The sequence below is a fragment of the Hymenobacter plasmatis genome (assembly GCF_020711255.1).
Classification (GTDB): domain Bacteria; phylum Bacteroidota; class Bacteroidia; order Cytophagales; family Hymenobacteraceae; genus Hymenobacter.
The window spans coordinates 1-17,759 of record NZ_JAJFAW010000042.1 but is presented as its reverse complement, the minus strand read 5'-3'; the positions used below and the strand labels follow the sequence as shown (position 1 = coordinate 17,759).

13 protein-coding genes are annotated in these 17,759 nt (G+C 62.5%); 5 read left to right on the top strand and 8 right to left on the bottom strand.

Translation table 11 applies throughout. The annotated features are described in order from the left end of the window. The first annotated feature begins 77 nt into the window (after positions 1 to 77). Entirely contained in the window at positions 78 to 1,301 is a 1,224-nt protein-coding gene (locus LJ738_RS21665; RefSeq protein ID WP_227788242.1) for a Y-family DNA polymerase, read from the top strand. A 5-nt stretch (positions 1,302 to 1,306) separates the two neighbouring features. Here the strand turns inward: LJ738_RS21665 and LJ738_RS20600 are convergent, their stop codons facing one another. After that, positions 1,307 to 4,147 (bottom strand): S8 family peptidase, encoded by a 2,841-nt coding sequence (locus LJ738_RS20600; RefSeq protein ID WP_227788241.1) that lies wholly within the window; start codon positions 4,145 to 4,147, stop codon positions 1,307 to 1,309. A 263-nt stretch (positions 4,148 to 4,410) separates the two neighbouring features. Here LJ738_RS20600 and paaN point away from each other — a divergent pair, with 263 nt between their 5' ends. Next, positions 4,411 to 6,066 carry a phenylacetic acid degradation protein PaaN gene (gene paaN / locus LJ738_RS20595; protein ID WP_227788240.1) on the top strand — a complete coding sequence of 552 codons (1,656 nt, stop codon included), beginning with the start codon at positions 4,411 to 4,413 and terminating at the stop codon, positions 6,064 to 6,066. Positions 6,067 to 6,205: 139 nt separating this feature from the next. Here the strand turns inward: paaN and LJ738_RS20590 are convergent, their stop codons facing one another. The 6 genes from LJ738_RS20590 to LJ738_RS20565 form a co-directional block, all read right to left on the bottom strand. Then, on the bottom strand, positions 6,206 to 6,466 hold the full coding sequence (locus tag LJ738_RS20590) for a hypothetical protein (protein ID WP_227788239.1): 261 nt from the start codon (positions 6,464 to 6,466) through the stop codon (positions 6,206 to 6,208). Positions 6,467 to 6,597: 131 nt separating this feature from the next. Further along, positions 6,598 to 6,894 (bottom strand): hypothetical protein, encoded by a 297-nt coding sequence (locus tag LJ738_RS20585; protein WP_227788238.1) that lies wholly within the window; start codon positions 6,892 to 6,894, stop codon positions 6,598 to 6,600. A gap of 157 nt (positions 6,895 to 7,051) precedes the next feature. Continuing rightward, entirely contained in the window at positions 7,052 to 7,609 is a 558-nt protein-coding gene (locus LJ738_RS20580; RefSeq protein WP_227788237.1) for a hypothetical protein, read from the bottom strand. Between the two features lie 30 nt (positions 7,610 to 7,639). Further along, positions 7,640 to 8,371 (bottom strand): hypothetical protein, encoded by a 732-nt coding sequence (locus LJ738_RS20575; RefSeq protein ID WP_227788236.1) that lies wholly within the window; start codon positions 8,369 to 8,371, stop codon positions 7,640 to 7,642. Between the two features lie 227 nt (positions 8,372 to 8,598). Beyond that, a complete protein-coding gene (locus LJ738_RS20570; RefSeq protein WP_227788235.1) occupies positions 8,599 to 9,984 on the bottom strand; it encodes an FAD-binding oxidoreductase in 1,386 nt (461 codons plus the stop codon). A gap of 133 nt (positions 9,985 to 10,117) precedes the next feature. Then, the gene (locus LJ738_RS20565) at positions 10,118 to 10,954 is read right to left on the bottom strand and encodes a helix-turn-helix domain-containing protein (protein ID WP_227788234.1); all 837 of its coding nucleotides are present in this window, start codon (positions 10,952 to 10,954) and stop codon (positions 10,118 to 10,120) included. Positions 10,955 to 11,218: 264 nt separating this feature from the next. On the opposite strand from LJ738_RS20565, the gene LJ738_RS20560 reads away from it, so the two are divergent. Then, positions 11,219 to 13,321, top strand: a complete 2,103-nt coding sequence (locus LJ738_RS20560; protein WP_227788233.1) for a TonB-dependent receptor family protein — start codon at positions 11,219 to 11,221, stop codon at positions 13,319 to 13,321. Between the two features lie 84 nt (positions 13,322 to 13,405). On the opposite strand, the gene LJ738_RS20555 is transcribed toward LJ738_RS20560, so the two are convergent. Further along, positions 13,406 to 14,143: a hypothetical protein gene (locus LJ738_RS20555; protein WP_227788232.1), complete on the bottom strand. Its 738-nt coding sequence runs from the start codon at positions 14,141 to 14,143 to the stop codon at positions 13,406 to 13,408. A gap of 966 nt (positions 14,144 to 15,109) precedes the next feature. On the opposite strand from LJ738_RS20555, the gene LJ738_RS20550 reads away from it, so the two are divergent. Further along, positions 15,110 to 15,925 carry a helix-turn-helix domain-containing protein gene (locus LJ738_RS20550; protein WP_227788231.1) on the top strand — a complete coding sequence of 272 codons (816 nt, stop codon included), beginning with the start codon at positions 15,110 to 15,112 and terminating at the stop codon, positions 15,923 to 15,925. Between the two features lie 335 nt (positions 15,926 to 16,260). Continuing rightward, positions 16,261 to 17,759, top strand: a 1,499-nt coding sequence (locus tag LJ738_RS20545) for a SprB repeat-containing protein (RefSeq protein ID WP_227788230.1), incomplete at its 3' end; no start/stop codon positions are given.

The following is a 17,759-nucleotide window of genomic DNA, read 5'->3' as shown; positions in this document are numbered from 1 at the left end:
GGAGCCGTGTGAGGTGAAAGTCTCACGCACGGTTCTGAAGTGGCAGCCGGGGGAGCGATTCCCCGGCTGACCATAACCTGATTTCGCGCTCCGACGAGGCCAAAGCCCTGGGTCTGAAAATGGGCGAGCCCTACCACCTGGTGCGCCCGCAGCTGGAGCAGCACCAAGTACAGGTGTTTTCCTCCAACTACGGCCTGTACGGCGACATGAGCCGGCGCGTGGTGCGGGTGCTGAGCGAGTTTGCAGTGGGCGTGGAGGTGTACTCCATCGACGAAGCTTTCCTGGATTTTCGCGGCATGGGCCTCGTGGCGCCGGATTTGCACGCGTACGGCGTGCGGGTGCAGCAACGGGTAAAGAAGCACACCGGCATTCCGACGAGCGTGGGCATCGCGCCCACCAAAACCCTGGCCAAGCTGGCCAACCGCTTGGCCCGCAAGCACGGCACCAGCGGGGTGCTGCTCCTCGAAACCGAAGCCCAATGGCAGGCCGCCCTGGCCCAAATGCCCGTCGAGGACGTATGGGGCGTGGGCCGGCGCTACGCCCGCAAGCTGCACGAGCTGGGCATCGGCACGGGGGCGGCGCTGGCGGCTATGCCCGAGCACTGGCTGCGGCGCCACATGGGCGGCGTGGTGGGGCAGCGGCTGTGGCGCGAGCTGCACGGCCAGCCCTGCCTGGAGTGGAACCCCACGGAGTGGGACGACGAGGACCGCCACCAACCCACCGCCGCCAGCCGCCACAGCGTGGCCTGCACCCGGAGCTTTGGGCGGCCCCAGCACGAAGCGGCTGTCCTGGCCGAAGCCCTGGCCACCTTCACGGCCAAAGCCGCCGAGAAGCTGCGGCGGCACGGGCTGGCCGCGCACCTGGTCACGGTCATCCTGGGCACCAACCGCTTTGCCGCTACTGCCGAGCCCACCACCCACACGGCCGTCATCAGCCTGCCCCACGCCAGCCACGACGTGACCGTGCTGACCCAGGCCGCCCTGCGCGGCCTGCACCGCTTGCGCCGCCCGGGCGTGGCCTACCACCGCGCCGGCATCCTGTTTAGTGGGCTGGAGCCGGCCGGACAAGCCCAGCTGGGCCTGTATACCAGCACCGCCGCCGACCAGCAGCGCCGCCAGCAGCTCATGGCCACCCTCGACGGCCTGAATGCGCGCTTTGGCCGGCAGCTGGTGCACCTGGCCGCCGCGGGCACTGCCAGGAAGCCCGACGGCGAACTCAAGGAGCCTGCCTGGGCAGGCCGCTCGGCGCATCGCTCGCCGCTGTACACCACCGGCTGGGACGAACTCTGGCAACTTCGTTGAGCTGCTTATCGAACCATCACGACCCGGGTGCGCACCCCAGCCGCACCCTGCGCCCGCACCGTGTATACCCCGGGTGCCAAGGCCGCTAGGTTCAGGTTGGCCACGTTGCCGCTGCCGGCCTGGGCCAGCACCACTTGGCCCAGGGCGTTGATGACATGCACGCTCACCAAGCCAAACCGGGCGGGCAGCTCCAGCTGCAGGGGCCCGGAAGTGGGGTTGGGGAATACATTGAAGCCCTCCGCTAAGGCCGCCGGGCGTGTGGGCAGCAGGGTAGAATAAGCGCTGAGGGCGGCATCGGCCGCGGCCTGCAGCAGCGGCAGCGAGGTGGACACCAGCAGGGCGAAGGTTACGGTAGTAGAGTCGCCCGGCGCCAGCTTAGCGATGCGGGTGCCCACTACCTGCGATACATCGGCGCCGTTGGGTAGGCCCGCGCTACGCTGGGCGCGGGCGGTGCCGCTGCTCAGGGTCAGGAATTTTTCGGCAAGCGAGAAGCCGTCGGCAAGGCGCACGGGCGTGCCCGCGGGGGCATTGTTATTGATGGAGTACACGGACGGGGCGCCGCCGCGTAGCAGCCGCACGCCGGCGTAGGAAGCCGGCAGGGTGGCGGTGGATTGCTGGCTCAGGGCGTAGGTATAGCCCAGGGCGCGGGTGCTGTCCCAGGCGGCGGCGTTGCTGGCGCTGCCATCCGGTGTGGGCAGGTCCCAGTCGGTAAACAGGCCAGCGTAGAGGGGCTTTAGCGTATCAGCGGTGAGGTTCTTGAGCGAATATTCCAGCAGCACAAAATCGCGGCGGCCGGGCGCGCTCCAGGCATAGGCGCGCTGGCGCACGGCCATGCCCACGCTCCGAATGCGGCTGCCCACCACCGGAATGGTGTCCTGAAACGCCGCCCGTACCTCCTGGTCGGCACGGGGCCCGGGCTGCTTGCGCGTGGCCTGGCCGAGGCTGAAAAAAGACTGCCGCGCCCGCCCGCCGCTGGAGCGCAGCCGGTCCGAGACCCGGGTGGGCGTAGTGGCCAGCAGCAGGCCGCCCTCGCTCAGGAGGTTGCCGCTGCCCCGGTAAGTCAGGCCCAAGCCCACGGAGCCGGCCAGGTCATCAAACGCCAGGTTGCTGCGGCTGGTAACCGTCACGGCCAGGTCGCTGGCGTCGAGCACTACATAGTTGGGGTTGAGCACGATGTCGATGTATTGGTCAGACTGGTAGCCGCCGGCGGCCGTGAGCCGGTAGCGCAGCGTGGCTGTGGTATTGAGCGGAATGCCGCTGGTAGCCACGGCCAGCCGGTAAGGGGTGCCGGCATTGTTGGCCCGGCCCGACATGGCCAGATTGCCGACGGCAAAAGTGCCCTGCCGCACCGTGATGTAGGGCGAGAGCGCCGTGAGCGTCACCGTAAGCCCGGCGATGGGCTGCAGCAGGTTTTGCACGTTCACGGCCAGGCGAATGGTGTCGCCGGGTAGGTAGGCGGGGCGGGCCGGGGCCAGGATGCTGGTGAGCACGCGGGCCTCCTGGCGGGTGGTTTGGGTGAGGGCTTTCAGCACGTTGAGCCGGCCGGTGCCCAGGCGGGTAGCCCAGGCCGCGTTGGCGGGCAGGTCGTCGATTTTATCAGTGGTCTGGCGGAGCTGAGCGGCCACCTGGTCGGCGGTGAACTGCGGGAACTGCCGCCGCACCAGCGCGGCCGCGGCCGCCACCAGCGGCGCGGAAAACGAGGTGCCGCCCACGGCCACGTAGTCGGCATCGGCAGTGCCCTGCGGAGTGGTACCGTGGTAGCCGTAGGTGGTGAGGATGCTCAGGCCGGGCGCCACCAGGTCGACGCGGTGGCCGAAGGTGGCGTTGGGGCTTTTCTGGTCTTTGTTATCAACGCCCGATACCGACAGCACGTGGTCGTAGGAGGCCGGGTAGAACGCCAGGTCGGCATTGGTGTTGCCTGAGGCGGCTACCAGTACAGCGTCGCGGTTCACGGCGGCATAGGTCATGGCGTCCTGCTCGTAGCGGGAGTAGCCGCCGGCCGCGCCCCAGCTCATGTTAATCACCTTGCAGTTGTGGTCGGCGGCGTACACCACGGCCTCCACGCCGGCAAAGTAGCCGGTAGGGGTGTTGGGGTAAATGTTAAGCGGCAGAAACCGGCAGCGGTTGCCCAGGCCGGCAATGCCCACACCGTTGTCGGGGCGGGCAGCGGCCACGCCCGCCACCAAGGTGCCATGGACGATTTTGATGTCGTAGCCGGAGTCGTTGTCGTTGTTGGCCAGGTCCCAGCCGGTGAAGTTGTCCACGTAGCCGTCGCCGTCGTCGTCGCGGCCGTTGATGGGGTCGGCGTAGTTGTGCTTAATCTGCTGGCGCAGGTCTTCGTGGGTGAGGCGCACCCCGCCGTCGGTGATGCCGATGACAATGGAGCTGTCGCCGCGGGTCACGTCCCAGGCCCGGTAGGCCTGAATCTGCTTTAAGTAGTACTGGCTGGCGGCGAGGTCGGTGAGGGTGGAGTCGGCCAGCGGGTCGTTGGGCTGGTACTGCGGCATGCGGATGTAGAGCGGCTCCACGTATTCGACCACGCCGGTGCCCAGCAGCACGGTGCGGGCCCGCTCGAGGCTCAGCGTGGCCGGTACTTCGATTTGGTAGATGCCGCGCAGGTCCACGCTGCCGCGCTTCTCAAGGCAGGGGGCCAGGGCACGGGGGAATTTCTGCTGCAGGCTGTGGGCGCCCAGCGCGCGCAGGGCCGCGTCCACGGCGGTGGCCCTGCGGCCGGGCAGCAGCTTCAGCACCAGGCGGCCCGGCACGGTGGGGGGCGCGGTGGCCCCAGCCGCCAGGGCCAACGTGCTAAATACCAGAAGCAATAGCAGGCGTAACGTGTTTCTCATCAAGTAGAAGAATAGAATAGGCGGTAGGGATAAAGTGTGCCTTCTACGGACATGCAGCAGCTTGGGTAAGCAGGCAAAAGCAAAAAGTTGAACAATTGATGAGAGCGAGACCTAACTAATTAATTAAATGTACAAAATAAAACATTTTCGCTTGATTATGCCATTGATTATAAGGCCCTGCGGTGGCAGGGCGGGCCCCTAAGCGTAACTTGCGTAGCGGTTGTTTCACCGCCCAACCATCGCCTTTTCTACTCCCACCCACGATGATTGCCAAGCACCAAGCCACCCTCGACGCCGCCGTGCAGGCCCTGCACGGGCGCACCTTCTTCGCCGCTTTCCCCGAAAACCCATCGCCCGAAATCTATGGGGCCGATGCCGACGTGCAGGGCCGTGAGAAATTCGCCGCCCTGCGCGGCCAGCACTTTACTGAGCTGCAACAAGGCCCGCCCGAAGGGTGGGCGGGCCAGGAAGAGTCGCCCTACGAGCAGGCGCCGCTGGGAATTAAGTATCCGTTCTACTCGCCCGATACGCTGGTTAAGAATGCCCAGGGCTCGTTTGACGAGTGGCGCAAGCTGAAGCCCGCCCTGCGCGCGGCCCTGCTCACCGAGGCGCTGGAAGGCATGAAAAGCCGCTTTTTCGAAATTGCCTACGCCACCATGCATACCACGGGGCAGGCCTTCATGATGTCGTTTCAGGCCAGCGGCCCCCACGCCGCCGACCGCGCGCTGGAGGCCATTGCGGCTGGCTACGAGGAGCAAACCCGCTTCCCCGAAGAAACCCGCTGGGAGAAGCCCATGGGCAAGTACAGCATTGCCCTGCACAAGACCTGGCGCGCCGTGCCCAAGGGCCTGGCCCTGGTCATCGGCTGCTCCACGTTTCCCACCTGGAACACGGTGCCGGGCATGTTTGCCTCGCTCGTGACCGGCAATCCCACCATCATCAAGCCCCACCCCAAGGCGGTGCTGCCCATTGCCATCGTGATATCCGAGGTGCAGAAAGTGCTCAAGGAGCACGGCCTGAACCCCTGCATCTGCCAGCTGGGCGTCGATGCCGACGACTACCTCATTACCAAGGAGCTGGCCGAAAACCCTGCCATCAAGCTCATCGACTACACCGGCGGCTCGCAGTTTGGCGACTACATCGAGAGCCTGAAGGGCAAGACGGTGTTTACCGAAAAAACGGGCGTTAACAGCATCATCCTCGACTCCTGCGATGACCTGGACAAGGTGGCCCAGAACCTGGCTTTCTCCGTCAGCCTCTACTCGGGCCAGATGTGCACCGCGCCCCAAAACTTCTTCATTCCCGAAACCGGCGTGAAAGTGGGCGACACGCAAGTGCCCTACGAGGAAGTGGTGCAGAAACTAGCGGCCGCCGTTACGGGCCTGGCCACCAACCCCAAGGCCGGGGCGCACGTGCTCGGCGCCATCCAAAACCACGGCACGCACGAACGGGTGAAGCAGCTGGCCTTCGAAGGCGGCCGCAGCATCTTGGACCCCGGCACCGTCGACCACCCCACCTTTAAGAACGCCCGCACCTGCTCGCCCAGTATTCACGAAGTCGATGCCAGCCACGTCGAGCAGTTCAGCCAGGAGCTGTTCGGGCCCATTATGCTTGTCATCAAAACCAAGAGCACGCAGGAGAGCATCCACCTCGCGGCCAAGCTGGCCCGCGAGCACGGCGCCATTTCGTGCGGCGCCTACACCACCGACCTTATCGTGAAGGAACAGATTATGGATGAGATGAGCCTGGCCGGCACGCCCGTCAGCTTCAACCTCACCGGTGGCATCTACGTGAACCAGAACGCCGGTTTCTCCGACTTCCACGTGACCGGCGGCAACCCCGCCGGCAACGCCAGCTTCACCAACCCCGAGTTCGTCATCAAGCGCTTCACCTGGGTTGGCTTCCGCGAGCCGGCGTAGATGATAATGACTAATGACAAGTGACTAATGGAGAATTAGTCGTTGGGCTAACTCTTCATTCCTTATTAGTCACTTGTCATTCCTCATTAGTCCTTAAAGAAAAAGGCCGCCGCTTCTGTAGAAGCGGCGGCCTTTTTCTTTAAACCCCCATGGTGAATTTGTAATTCTTGGGGGCTTTGGTGGTTTTGAATTTTTGCTGTCGCTTCGGATTGAAGTCGATGATGGGGTGCACGTTGTTTTCGGGTCGGAAGTGGGCTTTGGCCTTTTTGCCTTTCGACGATTCGGTGGTGTGCGCGTAGTTGCGCTTGGCCTTCAGGTGGGGCTTTTTGCCCTGGCTCTGGGCATGGCTGGCCGTGGTGACCAGGAACGGAAACAGCAAAAGGAGGAGGAGCTTTTTCATGGTGAATAACGGCTAAGCGGATAGAATAAAGTGGGCAATAAGGATGATGGGAACGTGGCCGGCTAGAGGCCTACGGGGCTGAAACGTAGATACTGTTCAGGGGGTTGTCGATTTTATTGTTGGCTCAGGAGCTACAAAATGTTCCGTAAATCCTCGCGCAGACTTTCGATTCCGCGCAGAATCTGGGCCCAAACGCTGGGCTCGGAACCATCGGCGGGAGCTTGCACGAGCTGCTGAGCTAAGCGTGCGCGCTTGGCCTCGAGGGCTTCGGCGTGGGCCTGGTAGGTATTGGGCGAACCGGCGGCCGTGGCGTGGGCGCGGTTGTGGAGGGTCTGGATTTTGGCGTCTAACTCGCTCAGGGCTTGGCGCAAGGCGTGTTCGGACAACTGCGGCGGGCGCTGGGCATCGGGGCCGGGAGTGCTGGACATAACGAAAGTGGGAAACGAACCGGGAGAAGGGAGTTGATTATTGTACTGCCTTCCCAGCCGAAAAGATGCCTCCACACCCATTTTCCGCAGTAGCTCCCGTGGCCCAGGCCGGCCCTGATACCAAAATTTCAGCTCAATTTGCCCTGAACGCCGCTTGCTAATCGACCCGGAAGGCGCGCGGCAGGCCGGCTTCGCGCGCCAGGGGCGCGGCCCCCGATTGCCAGAGCGCGGCCAGCACGGCATTGGCGGTGGGGGCCAGCTCGGCGTGGTAGTCTTCGTGCAGCCGGGTGGTTTGCTTCAGGGCCTCGTGGGTGCGTTTGGTGAGGTGCTGGAGCAGTGGCTGCGTGGGGCCGTGCAGCCGCGCCGTGACGGCGGCCTGGTGCCGGAACACGTTGGCCAGCAGCCGCCAGCTTAGCTCAATTTCGCCGTAGGCATCCTCCGTAATCTTGGCGTGGTAGGCCAGCCGCGCCTGCAGCTGCCGCAGTATCACGAGCAGGTCGTTGGGGGTTTGGTGGAAGCCCCGCACGGGGTCGTCGACCTGCGCGCGCAGCACGGCGCGGCGGGTTTCCAGCGCCTCGGGCCCTTCCAGCAGGCGGTAGGCCAACTGCTCGGTGAGCACCACATCCTGGGCCACGAGGCGGGCCAGGAGCTGGTCTTTCTCTTTTTGCGGGAGCTGAAAAAGCGCTTTGCGCAGGTCGGGTGGGAGGGCGGGCATTCGATACCTAAGAACGTGTGGGTTTCAAAATTATACGCCTTGAAACTGGTGCCAACTTCGCCCGATGCGCCACGTGCCTATAGCCGCTATTATTATAAGTAGGAGAACAGGTACTGACCAGGGCGTTGGTATGAGCGTTTTTAGCGACGTCGGATGCTTAAAGCCCGCCATCAACTCGTCAGAATATGTCTCGAATGCACTGGGAGGTGAGGGTTCAGGCATTGGGATATAACGCGTACCACAAATAAATTGTACGTCACCTCCATGGCGTGGCCGCACATCTGTATAGGCAAACAACGTAGTGGGCTTGTGCTTAAAATCCAGCCAATATTTTTTGACGTTCTCTCGGTTCATTAAATCAATTACAAATACCAAATCCTTGTAGTGAGCGGTAGGCGCAAAGGTTATTCGCACTCCGCCTGCTTTTCCAGAATCAGCCACAATGTTGCGGACATTCAGAATTAGCTTTTGCTGCGTCTGCAAGTCATGTCCTGCCGGGCCAGTGAAGCAGACAAAATGCCAAGGCCGGAATGATTCAAGCTTGTGGGCGGGCATAGAAACTGGCGAAGCAGCTCCATAGAAGGGACTATCCGGCTTTATTTGGAGTGGCGGCATGGTGATTTGCATCACACTACGCAGCTTCAACCGGTCCCAATGCTTGCCCACCACCTCGCACCCCAGCCACAGCAGCCCCGCCAGCGCCAACAAGCCCGGCGGAAACAGCAGCTTGCGGCGGTAGCGGCGGGGTAGGTACAAGTTCATGGCAGATATAAAGAGGTGCATTTGCGGCCTGTGGCGAAGCAATGCGCCAGAACGAATGTAGAGACGCAATATTTTGCGTCTTCCATCTGGACGACAACTTGCGCACGGTGAGGCTAAGGAGACGCAAAATATTGCGTCTCTACCTGAGCCTCGTCAAACAAAACGCACAAAACAGCCCACCGTTCCCTAGCGGGCGCGGTGGGCTGTGGGTGGGCGCGCAGGCTGGGCTAGGCCTCGCTCGACGGCATAATGTTCTGGTTTAAACGGAACAGATTTTGGGGGTCGTACTTGGTCTTAATGGCCACCAGGCGCGGGTAGTGGCTGCCGTAGGTGGCCTGCACGCGGTCGGCGCCTTCGTCCATCATGAAGTTGCTGTAGGCGCCACCAGCGCCATATGGATGCAGCGCATGCCAGTACTCTTTGGCCCAAGTGGTGAACTTGTCGTTGTTGGATGGGTCGGGGTCGCTGCCCAAAATCACCATCGACCACGTGGCGTGGCGGTAGGCCCAGGCCGTGGCGTCGGGGGCCACGCGGGCAGCTGCGCCGTTGATGGGGTACAGGTGCATGGTGGACAGCGGAGTGGGCAGCATTTCGGCAAAACGCAAGTGAATGTCGATGGCCACGTCGCTAAGCTCGTTCACAAAATCGGCCTTCCAGTAGTACTGGTAGCCGGGCGGCACCAGCCCATCGAACATGCTCTGCAGGACCGGCACGGGCAGTGGCCCCACTAGGTCGAGGGCCGGCGGGAAGGCCTGGCGGATGGGCGCAAACGTGGCGTCGGCCCAGTCGGGCGGGCCCGTGTAGTTCCACACAATGCCCACCATCTTTTTATGGTGCAGGTGCTCGGGGAAGGGCGGGCCGGGCGGCACGGTCAGGAAGGCCAAAAAGCCGCTCACGTCATCTGCTGCCACTTTGATGAAGTCGCGGTACCAGCGCATCAGGGCGGGGGCGTCGTGCAGCTCCCAGAGCATGGGCCCGGCGTACACCGTGCTGATGGGGTGCGACCGAAACAGGAAGGACGTGACGATGCCGAAGTTGCCGCCACCTCCGCGCAGGGCCCAAAACAGGTCGGCGTTTTCCTGGGCCGAGGCCTTTACCAGCCGGCCGTTGGCCAGCACCACATTGGCTTCGAGCAGGTTGTCAATCGAGAGGCCGCACTGGCGGGTGAAGTGGCCCAGCCCACCGCCCAGCGTGATGCCGCCTACGCCGGTAGTCGAGATGATGCCGCTGGGCACCACCGCCCCGAAGGCATGCGTCACGTGGTCGAGCTGGCCCAGGGTGCAGCCGCCCTCCACCCGCACGGTATGGGTGTCGGGGTCGACGTACACGCTGTTGAGCTGCGACAAATCAATCACCAGCCCGTCGTCGCACAGGCCCATGCCGGCGGCGCTGTGCCCGCCGCCGCGCACTGCCACCGGCAGGTGGTGCTCGCGGGCGTAGTTCACGCAGGTAATCACGTCGGCCACGTCGGCGCAGTAGGCAATGCCGGCGGGGTGTTTGTGTATCATGCCGTTGTGTACGCGGCGGCTGGCGTCGTACTCGGCGTGATGGGGCTCGATTAACCGGCCGCGCAGGTCAGTTGCGAGTTGCGAAATGGTTTCTTCGGCTATCATAACAGTAGCGGGAAAGCGGCGGGTAAGCGCCGGTGGAAAGAAAAGTCTTTCCCTAAGTTAGCCGCGGGCCCGTGCTTTACATTGGACAAAAGTGACAGGCAAAATGCTGGCTGCCCAATGCGTACTGGCCTGATTAAAAGCCGGATAAGTGGTGGTGGTAACTGTGCTGAATCAGCGTGGGCAGGTCGTCGGTATCGCCGGTAAGCAGCTGCGACGGAACCTCTCCGCAAAAAAGCTTGACCTGCCGAATCAGGTGCGATTGGTCGCAGTAGCCACCCGCGTAAGCGGCGTCGAGCCAAGAGCTGTGGGTCGTTTGCCGGGCCCGCAGCATGGCATTGAAGCGAATGATGCTGGCAAATTGCTTGGGCAAAATGCCCACTTCGGCCCTGAATTTCCGCTCCAGCGTGCGGCAGCCCACTTGCAGGGATTGGGCCAGCCCGCAGATGGACAGATTGCCCCGCTGGCTTAGGATAAGCTGCACGGCCTGGTCGGTAATAGATTCGGCCGCCGAACCTTTGCCCAGGAAGCGCAGCAGAAATTCTTCCACCACGGCCACCCGCGCCGCAGCCTCGCCGGTGTCGCACACCCGGCCGGCCAGGTAAACGGCCCCGCCACCCAGCACCAGTTCGGCGTCCACGGCCCGGTCGGTGTAGGGAGCCATCGGAATGCCAAACAGGCGGTAGAAACCGGTGGGCTTAAAATGGACCCCCAGCACTTTCAGCCCACCGCTGGCTTCAAGAAAAACATACTTCCGAAGCTGGCCAAAAACGAAGCTTTCACTCAGTAATTCGTTCCGGTGGTAGTCATTTTCGAGCTGTAGTCGGTCGCCGTATTGCACCACGAGGCCACTGGTCCCGCTGGGCGTTAGCTTCACCCGCTGGTAGCCCTCCCAGGGGTTGCCCTCCAGCACGTAGTAGCTGTCGATAAACGGGGCCAGCGGCTGGCAGGGGGCAAATACCTGATAAAACATGGGCCGGAGACGCTAGCAGATTTCTTTCGTTTTGCCACCTGGCGGATGGGCGGCCGGAACATCTTGTAGGTATTAGTAATTTACTGATTTTACTCCATATTATATTATTATAAGGAGTGGCGGCGGGCTGTCCACTGCCCAATCGGCTGCGAATTGAGCACCTTTGCAACCGATTGGCCCGCAGAAAATCGGGCTGAAAACCTGGCGTCCGGCAACAATTTGCGGGCTCGGCGGGTCTGCGTCGTCCTACTTCCGTTGTCGTTCATGCCTGTTCGTTACTTGTTGCTTTTGGCGCTGCTGCTGCCCCAATCGCGCACTTTTGCCCAAACCCAGCCCACCGATACCGCCCGCGCCGTGGCCCTGCCCGAGGCCACCGTGACGGGCTACGGCCAGCGCCTGCCATTGCGCCGCACCGCGGCGGCCGTGGGCGTGCTCGAGGCCCGCACGATTGAGCAATTCAGCCCCGCAGCCCTCACGCAGGCCGTAAATACGCTGCCCGGGGTGCGGCTGGAGGAGCGGGCCACGGCCAGCTACCGGCTTAGTATTCGGGGCAGCACGCTGCGCTCGCCCTTCGGAGTGCGCAACGTGAAGGTGTACTACAACGGCATCCCATACACCGAAGCCAGCGGCAGCACGCCCCTGAATTTGCTCGACCCCGCCATTATCGGGCGGCTGGAAGTGCTGAAAGGGCCCGCCGGCAGCGTGTACGGCGCGGGCACAGGCGGCGTGGCGTTGTTTGGCACGCCGGAGGTGGCGGCGGGCACCAGCCGGGTAGCGGCTGGGGCCACGGTGGGCAGTTACGGCCTGCGCCGCAGCACGATTATCGCCGAAACCGGCAGTGCCGCCAGCAGCGTGCGGGCCCAATACGCGCACCAGGAGCTGGACGGCTACCGGGTGCAGAGTGCCTTGCGGCGCGATGTTTTCGCGCTAGATGCCCGTACCGTGGCCTCGCCCAAAACCACGCTGGCGGCCCATTTCCTCTATACCGACATCAACTACCAGCTGCCCGGCGGCCTCACGCGGGCCCAGTACGCGGCCGACCCGCGGCAGGCGCGGCCGGGCACCGCCACCGCCCCCGGCACCGTGGCCCAGCAGGCTTTCTACGCCTCGCGCACGGGCCTGCTCGGCCTCACGCACGACTACCGCTTCAATGAGCAGCTAAACCTGCAAACCACACTCTATGGCAGCGGCACGGCCATACGCACGCCGTATTTGGTAGACTATGAGCGTAATACGGCGCTGGGTCTGGGTGGCCGCACGGCCCTGAGCTACCGCACCGCGCTGGCCGGGCGGGTGCTGCGGCTGCAGGGCGGGGGTGAGTGGCAGGGCAGCTTTGCCAGCGGGCGCAGCTACCAAAACAACGCCGGCACGCCCGGCGCGCTACGCTACGACGATGAAATCACGACCGCCACGGGCTTCGTTTTTGCTCAGGCCGACTACGCGCTGCCCGCCGATTTGCTCTTGACCGTGGCCGCGAGCTACAACCGGCTGCACTACCGCATTGCGCGGGTGAGCAACGTCGCCACCCGCCCCACGGACTACCGGTTTAGCCGCGATTTCCGGCCCGAAGTGTCGCCCCGCGTGGCGCTTCTCAAGGAATTTAGCCCAATTTTATCGGTTTATGCCAGCGTCAGCACCGGCTTTTCGCCGCCCACCATAGAGGAAATTCGGCCCTCCGATGCCAGCCTAAACGGCGAGCTGCAGGCCGAGCGCGGCACCAGCTACGAGGTAGGCGCGCGGGGCAATTTCTTCACCAATCGGCTGGTATACGAGCTGACGGCCTTTGACCTGGAGCTGCGCCAAACCGTGGTTAGCAGCACCACCGACCAGGGCACTGTTGTGTTCCGCAACACCGGCAGCACCCACCAGCGGGGCCTCGAAGCCGCGCTGAGCGGCTGGCTGTGGCAAGCGGCCCCGGTGCCCGGTGCGACGCCTGCGGCCCCCACCGGCTTGAGAGTCTGGGCCAGCTACGCCTACAATAACTTCCACTTCGGCAGTTACCCCAGCGGCGGGCAGGATTTGAGCGGCAACCGCCTCACCGGCACCACGCCGCATACCCTCAGTGCCGGGCTTGATTTCAGCCACGCCACCGGCTTTTACCTCAACCCCAATCTGAGCCACCAGGCCCGCGTGGTGCTCAACGATGCCAATACCGAGGAGGCGTCGGGCTATTGGGTGTTTGGGGCGCGGGGCGGCTGGCGGCGCACCCGGGGCCGGCTCGAAACCAACATTTACGCCGGCCTCGACAACGCCAGTAACCGCAAATACAGCCTGGGCAATGATTTGAATGCATTTGGCGGCCGCTACTTCCAGCCGGCGCCGGGCCGCAGCTGGTATGCCGGGGCGCAATTGGGCTGGCGGTTGTAATGGACTGATTCTTGAACACAAAAACGGCCTGCATCACTTGATGCAGGCCGTTTTTTGTTTGGAGCCGAGCGTAAAGTAGGTTCCTTAGTCTATGGGCAGCGGGGGCGCTTGGTCGGCAGGGGCGGGAGCGGTGTTGTGGGCTTCCGGGGCCTGTTCGTTCAACTGGTTGGGCTGGCCGGGGGCGGCGGGGGCAGCGTTGCGGCTGGCCGCATACTGGAACCCGATAACGCCCTTTTCAGGGGCGGGGGCGTCGGTGGGGCTGGCGGGGGCAGTGGGGGCCGGCGCGCTATTGGTGGGCTGGCTGGCCGGTTGGAGCGGGGTGCTTACGGATATTTCTATCGGGATAGAAAACGTGAGCTTTGTTGGGTTTTCGGCTGGCGCCTGGGGGCTCACCCCGTAGCTGGCGGCGGTGGGAGCGGCAGGGGCGGGGGCAGCAGGGGCGGGGGCGGCTGTAGTCGGAGCGGGGCTAGCTGCCGCAGTAGGAGCAGGGCTGGCGGCCGCCACTGGCGTAGGAGTGTCGGTGATAACGACTGCCACCGGAGTGGAGCTGGCGGCGGCGATTGGGGCAGGAGCAGCGGCTGCTTGTGGAGCGGCCGCAGCGGCCGGGATTGGAGCAGGGGCGGCGGCAACGGGAGTGGGGCTGGCAGCCGCGGCTGGGGCGTCAGCCGCCAGCGGTGCGGGAGTAGCAGCAGCGGCGGCTGGAGCGGGGCTGGCGGCCGCGACTGGAGCCGGCGCGGCGAGCTCTTGATGGGGAACTTGGGCGTCTTGATTGCTGGCCAGTGGCGTCGGCGCGGAGGGGTCTGGGGTATCCTGCGTATCCATGGAAGTGAAAATAAAATAGAGGTGGAAAACAAACGGGCTCAGCCCGACGATGAAAAATATATATCACTTTAAAGCAGCAGATTGCCCCAAATAACCTGCTGCTTTTCGTTCCCTCAAACGGAGGGTCTCTCTTGGCTCAATTTACGCATTTATGCATTTGAAATTAGCATGTTATCGGCAATAAATTTAACTCGCTCCAGATGCTAAACGGTTCCTCGTATCTAGTGGGCACACCGAGCCCACTACTGGCCGTAACCTTAGTAGTACCGATACCCAAGCACGCGTAGTACCAGGGCGCAGTTGAGCTAAAATGGCATGGGGCAGGAGGGATGGTAGCTGGCACGACTGGCTGCCGGCCAGGAGTAAATCCTGCGGGCTGTCGACGCCTCCTTTCGGCCATCTGTAAAAAATGCACGGCCACTTTTTCGTTCCCGGAAGCTCGGCACCTGCGAATCTAGGGGCGGTACAATCTCCAGCTGGCATACGCCGGCTATCCGGCCCCGGGCCAGGCAGTCGTACGGTTATGGTTTTGATGGGTCTGCGATAGTCCAATTTTGGTTGCCCGAGTAGCTGATAACCTGAACCGTGCTTGGGGCGGCAGAAAAAAATATCCCAAACCCGAAAAGTCTTTCTGGCTCGGGAAAAACGCAAGCATTGAAACCTCGACCATAAACCGGGCTAAAATCTTCTTTCAATTACGGTTTGAGCTAACTCTCAGGAGCTGATATAGTGTTGCATTATATAGTGAAATCTATATAAAACCCTTGTTTTTCAGCTAGTTGCAAAAATTTATTATTGCACTGAGTATCAAGCTAACGAGCGATAAATAAGTCGAGAATAGAATACTGGCTTATAGACGGGTTTGTAACAATATTTACTTTAAATACGATTAATCGAATTTATATTCAGAAACGTACTCACGCATCGGCCGCACTTACCCCGCCGTAGCATTACAGCCAATATTCTATGGAATGGGAAGAATTTACTCCAGCAGCCTCGCTGCAAAACATAGTAGAGTGCTATTGGAATTTTGAAGAGGCCGGCTCGGCTACGCCGCTGCTTCACCCCGTTCTGCCCTCGCCCAAGCCGTCGATTATTGTGGTGCTGGGCAAGCCCAACCAACCGGTGACGTGCGAGGGCGCCAACGGCGAATGCATTGAGGAAGGCTGGATGCTGGGCCAGGTCACGGACCACCGGCTCAACCTGCGCTGCGCCCGGCCGGCCAGCCTGTTTGGGGTCATGTTTCAGCCCACCGGGTTTTACCAGCTGTTCGGCATGTCCATCGTGGCGGCGGCGAGCATGGGGCCGGAGCAGGAATGCGCCCCGCGTCAGTTTGGCGACGCGCTCACGCGCCGGGTGCAGGCCGCCACCAGCCCCGCCGAGTGCGTAGCCGCCGCCGAAGAGCTGCTCCTGGCTCAATTGAGCCGCCGCCGGGAGACCCCCGCCATCGACGTAGTGGCCAAGGCCCTGCGGCAGCGGCGCGGGCAAGTCTGCGCCGACGAGCTGGCCCGCCTGGCCCACCTGAGCCGGCGGCAGCTCGAGCGCCGGTTTCGGGAAGCGGTGGGCGTCTCGCCCAAGCTCTTTGCCGAAATCAGCCGCTTTGCGCAGGTATTTCAGCTACTGAAGGAGCAGCCCGATGCCAACTGGCAGGACGTGACCCACGCCTGCGGCTACTTCGACCAGGCCCACTTCATTCGGGAGTTTCGGCGCTTCACGGAGGAAACCCCAACTGCTTTTTTTCAGCAATCCCGCGACATTAATCGGGTTTTTTGGGGCCGCTAGGGGCATGTGTCGCATTTGTACAATGCGCAGTATTGTTATAAGTTAATCTTTATTAAAATTCTGGAACCCGCTTTAACAGACTGGTTGTCAAAAACAACCACGGGAAGCCTTTGCCTGCATTTTCCACCCTAATTCTACTCATATATGACATAAATGATGCGCGTTTCGACCGCCTGGTTTGCCAGGCACGTGGCCAGATGGTCCTTCCAAATACCGCCGCCACATTTCCTTCTCGGTCCGGGTTCGACGCTTAGATGAGTCGTGTCACGGTGGCTGCTCAACAGCCAAACATGTTCACTTCACCCCTAACCATTCTTTATGTAAAACATGTTATCATGAGTAATCAATCCTCTTCTCACATACGTGGCCATAACTCCGATACAGTCGGGTGTTATGGCTTCGTCACATCCCGGCCGGGCGGGACAAAAAACCCACCCGGAGGGGCCCATTGGGTCGTCAGCTGGCTGCTCACGCTGCTGCTGGCGGGCTTTAGCTCCAACGTGCTGGCCCAAACCAATTGCGGGTTTGTGACCTACACGCAGGGGGGCTACGGCTCGCCGGCCCACGGTAGCAATCCGGGTACCCTGGTGCAGACCCGCTTCGCCAGTGCCTTCCCCAGTGGCCTCGTCATTGGGTGCACAGGCGCCGGTGGCCACACCCTTACCCTGACTACTGCGGCGGCGGTCACCGCCTTTTTGCCCTCGGGCAGCAACCCCGGCGCCCTGACCCAGAATTACATAAACCCGGGCCATAGCTATTCCAGCGAGTTTGCGGGCCAGCTGGCGTCCCTGACGCTGTCGGTTCACTTTTCGTCCACCAACCTGGGAGGTGCCGTCATCACGACGGGCACCTTTGCTGGTTTGACGGTGAACCAGCTGCTGGTCATCGCCAACAACGTGTACGGCGGGTGCTCCACCCAGTACACGCTTTCGCAGCTCAACACCATCCTCACGGCCATCAACGAGGCCTACGACGAGGGGCACGTCAGCACGCTGCTGAGCTGCTGCACCGTGGCGCTGGGCACCCCCAGCATCACCAACGTGGGCTGCACGGGCGGCAGCACGGGTAGCTTCACCATTGCCGCTACCGGTGGCTCGGGCTACATGTACGCCCTGGCTACCGTGACCGGTGGTACGGTGGGCACCTACGGCACCGCTCAGGCTTCGGGCACGTTCTCGAACCTGGCCGCCGGCACCTACAGTGTGAAGGTAACCGCTGCCGGCGGCTGCTCAGATACTAAACTGGTTCGCATTGAATCGGTGCAGAGCCACCTATCGCTCACCCTGTCAGATGTAGGGGCTGCAACATGTGCAAGTAATGGCACGGCTACCCTAACGGCGTCAGGCGGCTCGGGAAATTACACCTACCGCCTGACAAATACGGCAACTAACGCAGTATTCAGCAATTCAAATGGTGCCTTCACGACCTTAACTCCAGGCTTCTATCAGGTGCTGGTGACCGACGCTACTACTCGCTGCACGGTGACGTGCGCCGCGATTGAAATCCGCGGCGTGAACACAATCACCGGCCTGACGGCCACCGGGCTGACCAATGTGACCTGCTTTGGGGCCAACAACGGCCGGGTGACGCTGACCGTGGCTGGCGGCGCAGCGCCCTTCACCTTCCGCGTGGACGGGCAGACTATCATCAGCAATGACCGCACGGTAACCTTTAACAACCTGGCTCCTGCGCTTAACATCCCCATCTCAGTAACCAGCGGCAGCTGCACGTTTAACGGCGCTGCCGTTAATATTTCGCAGCCGGTGGCTCCGCTGGGCGTGACGCTCTCGACCCTGGTGCAGGCGACCTGCACCTCGGCCACGGGCTCGGCCAC

What these genes read in the sequence shown, in the direction of transcription:
- LJ738_RS20600 (WP_227788241.1), bottom strand. Translation starts at nt 4,147, where the DNA reads ATGAGAAACACGTTACGCCTGCTATTGCTTCTGGTATTTAGCACGTTG.
- paaN (WP_227788240.1), top strand. Translation starts at nt 4,411, where the DNA reads ATGATTGCCAAGCACCAAGCCACCCTCGACGCCGCCGTGCAGGCCCTG.
- LJ738_RS20590 (WP_227788239.1), bottom strand. Translation starts at nt 6,466, where the DNA reads ATGAAAAAGCTCCTCCTCCTTTTGCTGTTTCCGTTCCTGGTCACCACG.
- LJ738_RS20585 (WP_227788238.1), bottom strand. Translation starts at nt 6,894, where the DNA reads ATGTCCAGCACTCCCGGCCCCGATGCCCAGCGCCCGCCGCAGTTGTCC.
- LJ738_RS20580 (WP_227788237.1), bottom strand. Translation starts at nt 7,609, where the DNA reads ATGCCCGCCCTCCCACCCGACCTGCGCAAAGCGCTTTTTCAGCTCCCG.
- LJ738_RS20575 (WP_227788236.1), bottom strand. Translation starts at nt 8,371, where the DNA reads ATGAACTTGTACCTACCCCGCCGCTACCGCCGCAAGCTGCTGTTTCCG.
- LJ738_RS20570 (WP_227788235.1), bottom strand. Translation starts at nt 9,984, where the DNA reads ATGATAGCCGAAGAAACCATTTCGCAACTCGCAACTGACCTGCGCGGC.
- LJ738_RS20565 (WP_227788234.1), bottom strand. Translation starts at nt 10,954, where the DNA reads ATGTTTTATCAGGTATTTGCCCCCTGCCAGCCGCTGGCCCCGTTTATC.
- LJ738_RS20560 (WP_227788233.1), top strand. Translation starts at nt 11,219, where the DNA reads ATGCCTGTTCGTTACTTGTTGCTTTTGGCGCTGCTGCTGCCCCAATCG.
- LJ738_RS20555 (WP_227788232.1), bottom strand. Translation starts at nt 14,143, where the DNA reads ATGGATACGCAGGATACCCCAGACCCCTCCGCGCCGACGCCACTGGCC.
- LJ738_RS20550 (WP_227788231.1), top strand. Translation starts at nt 15,110, where the DNA reads ATGGAATGGGAAGAATTTACTCCAGCAGCCTCGCTGCAAAACATAGTA.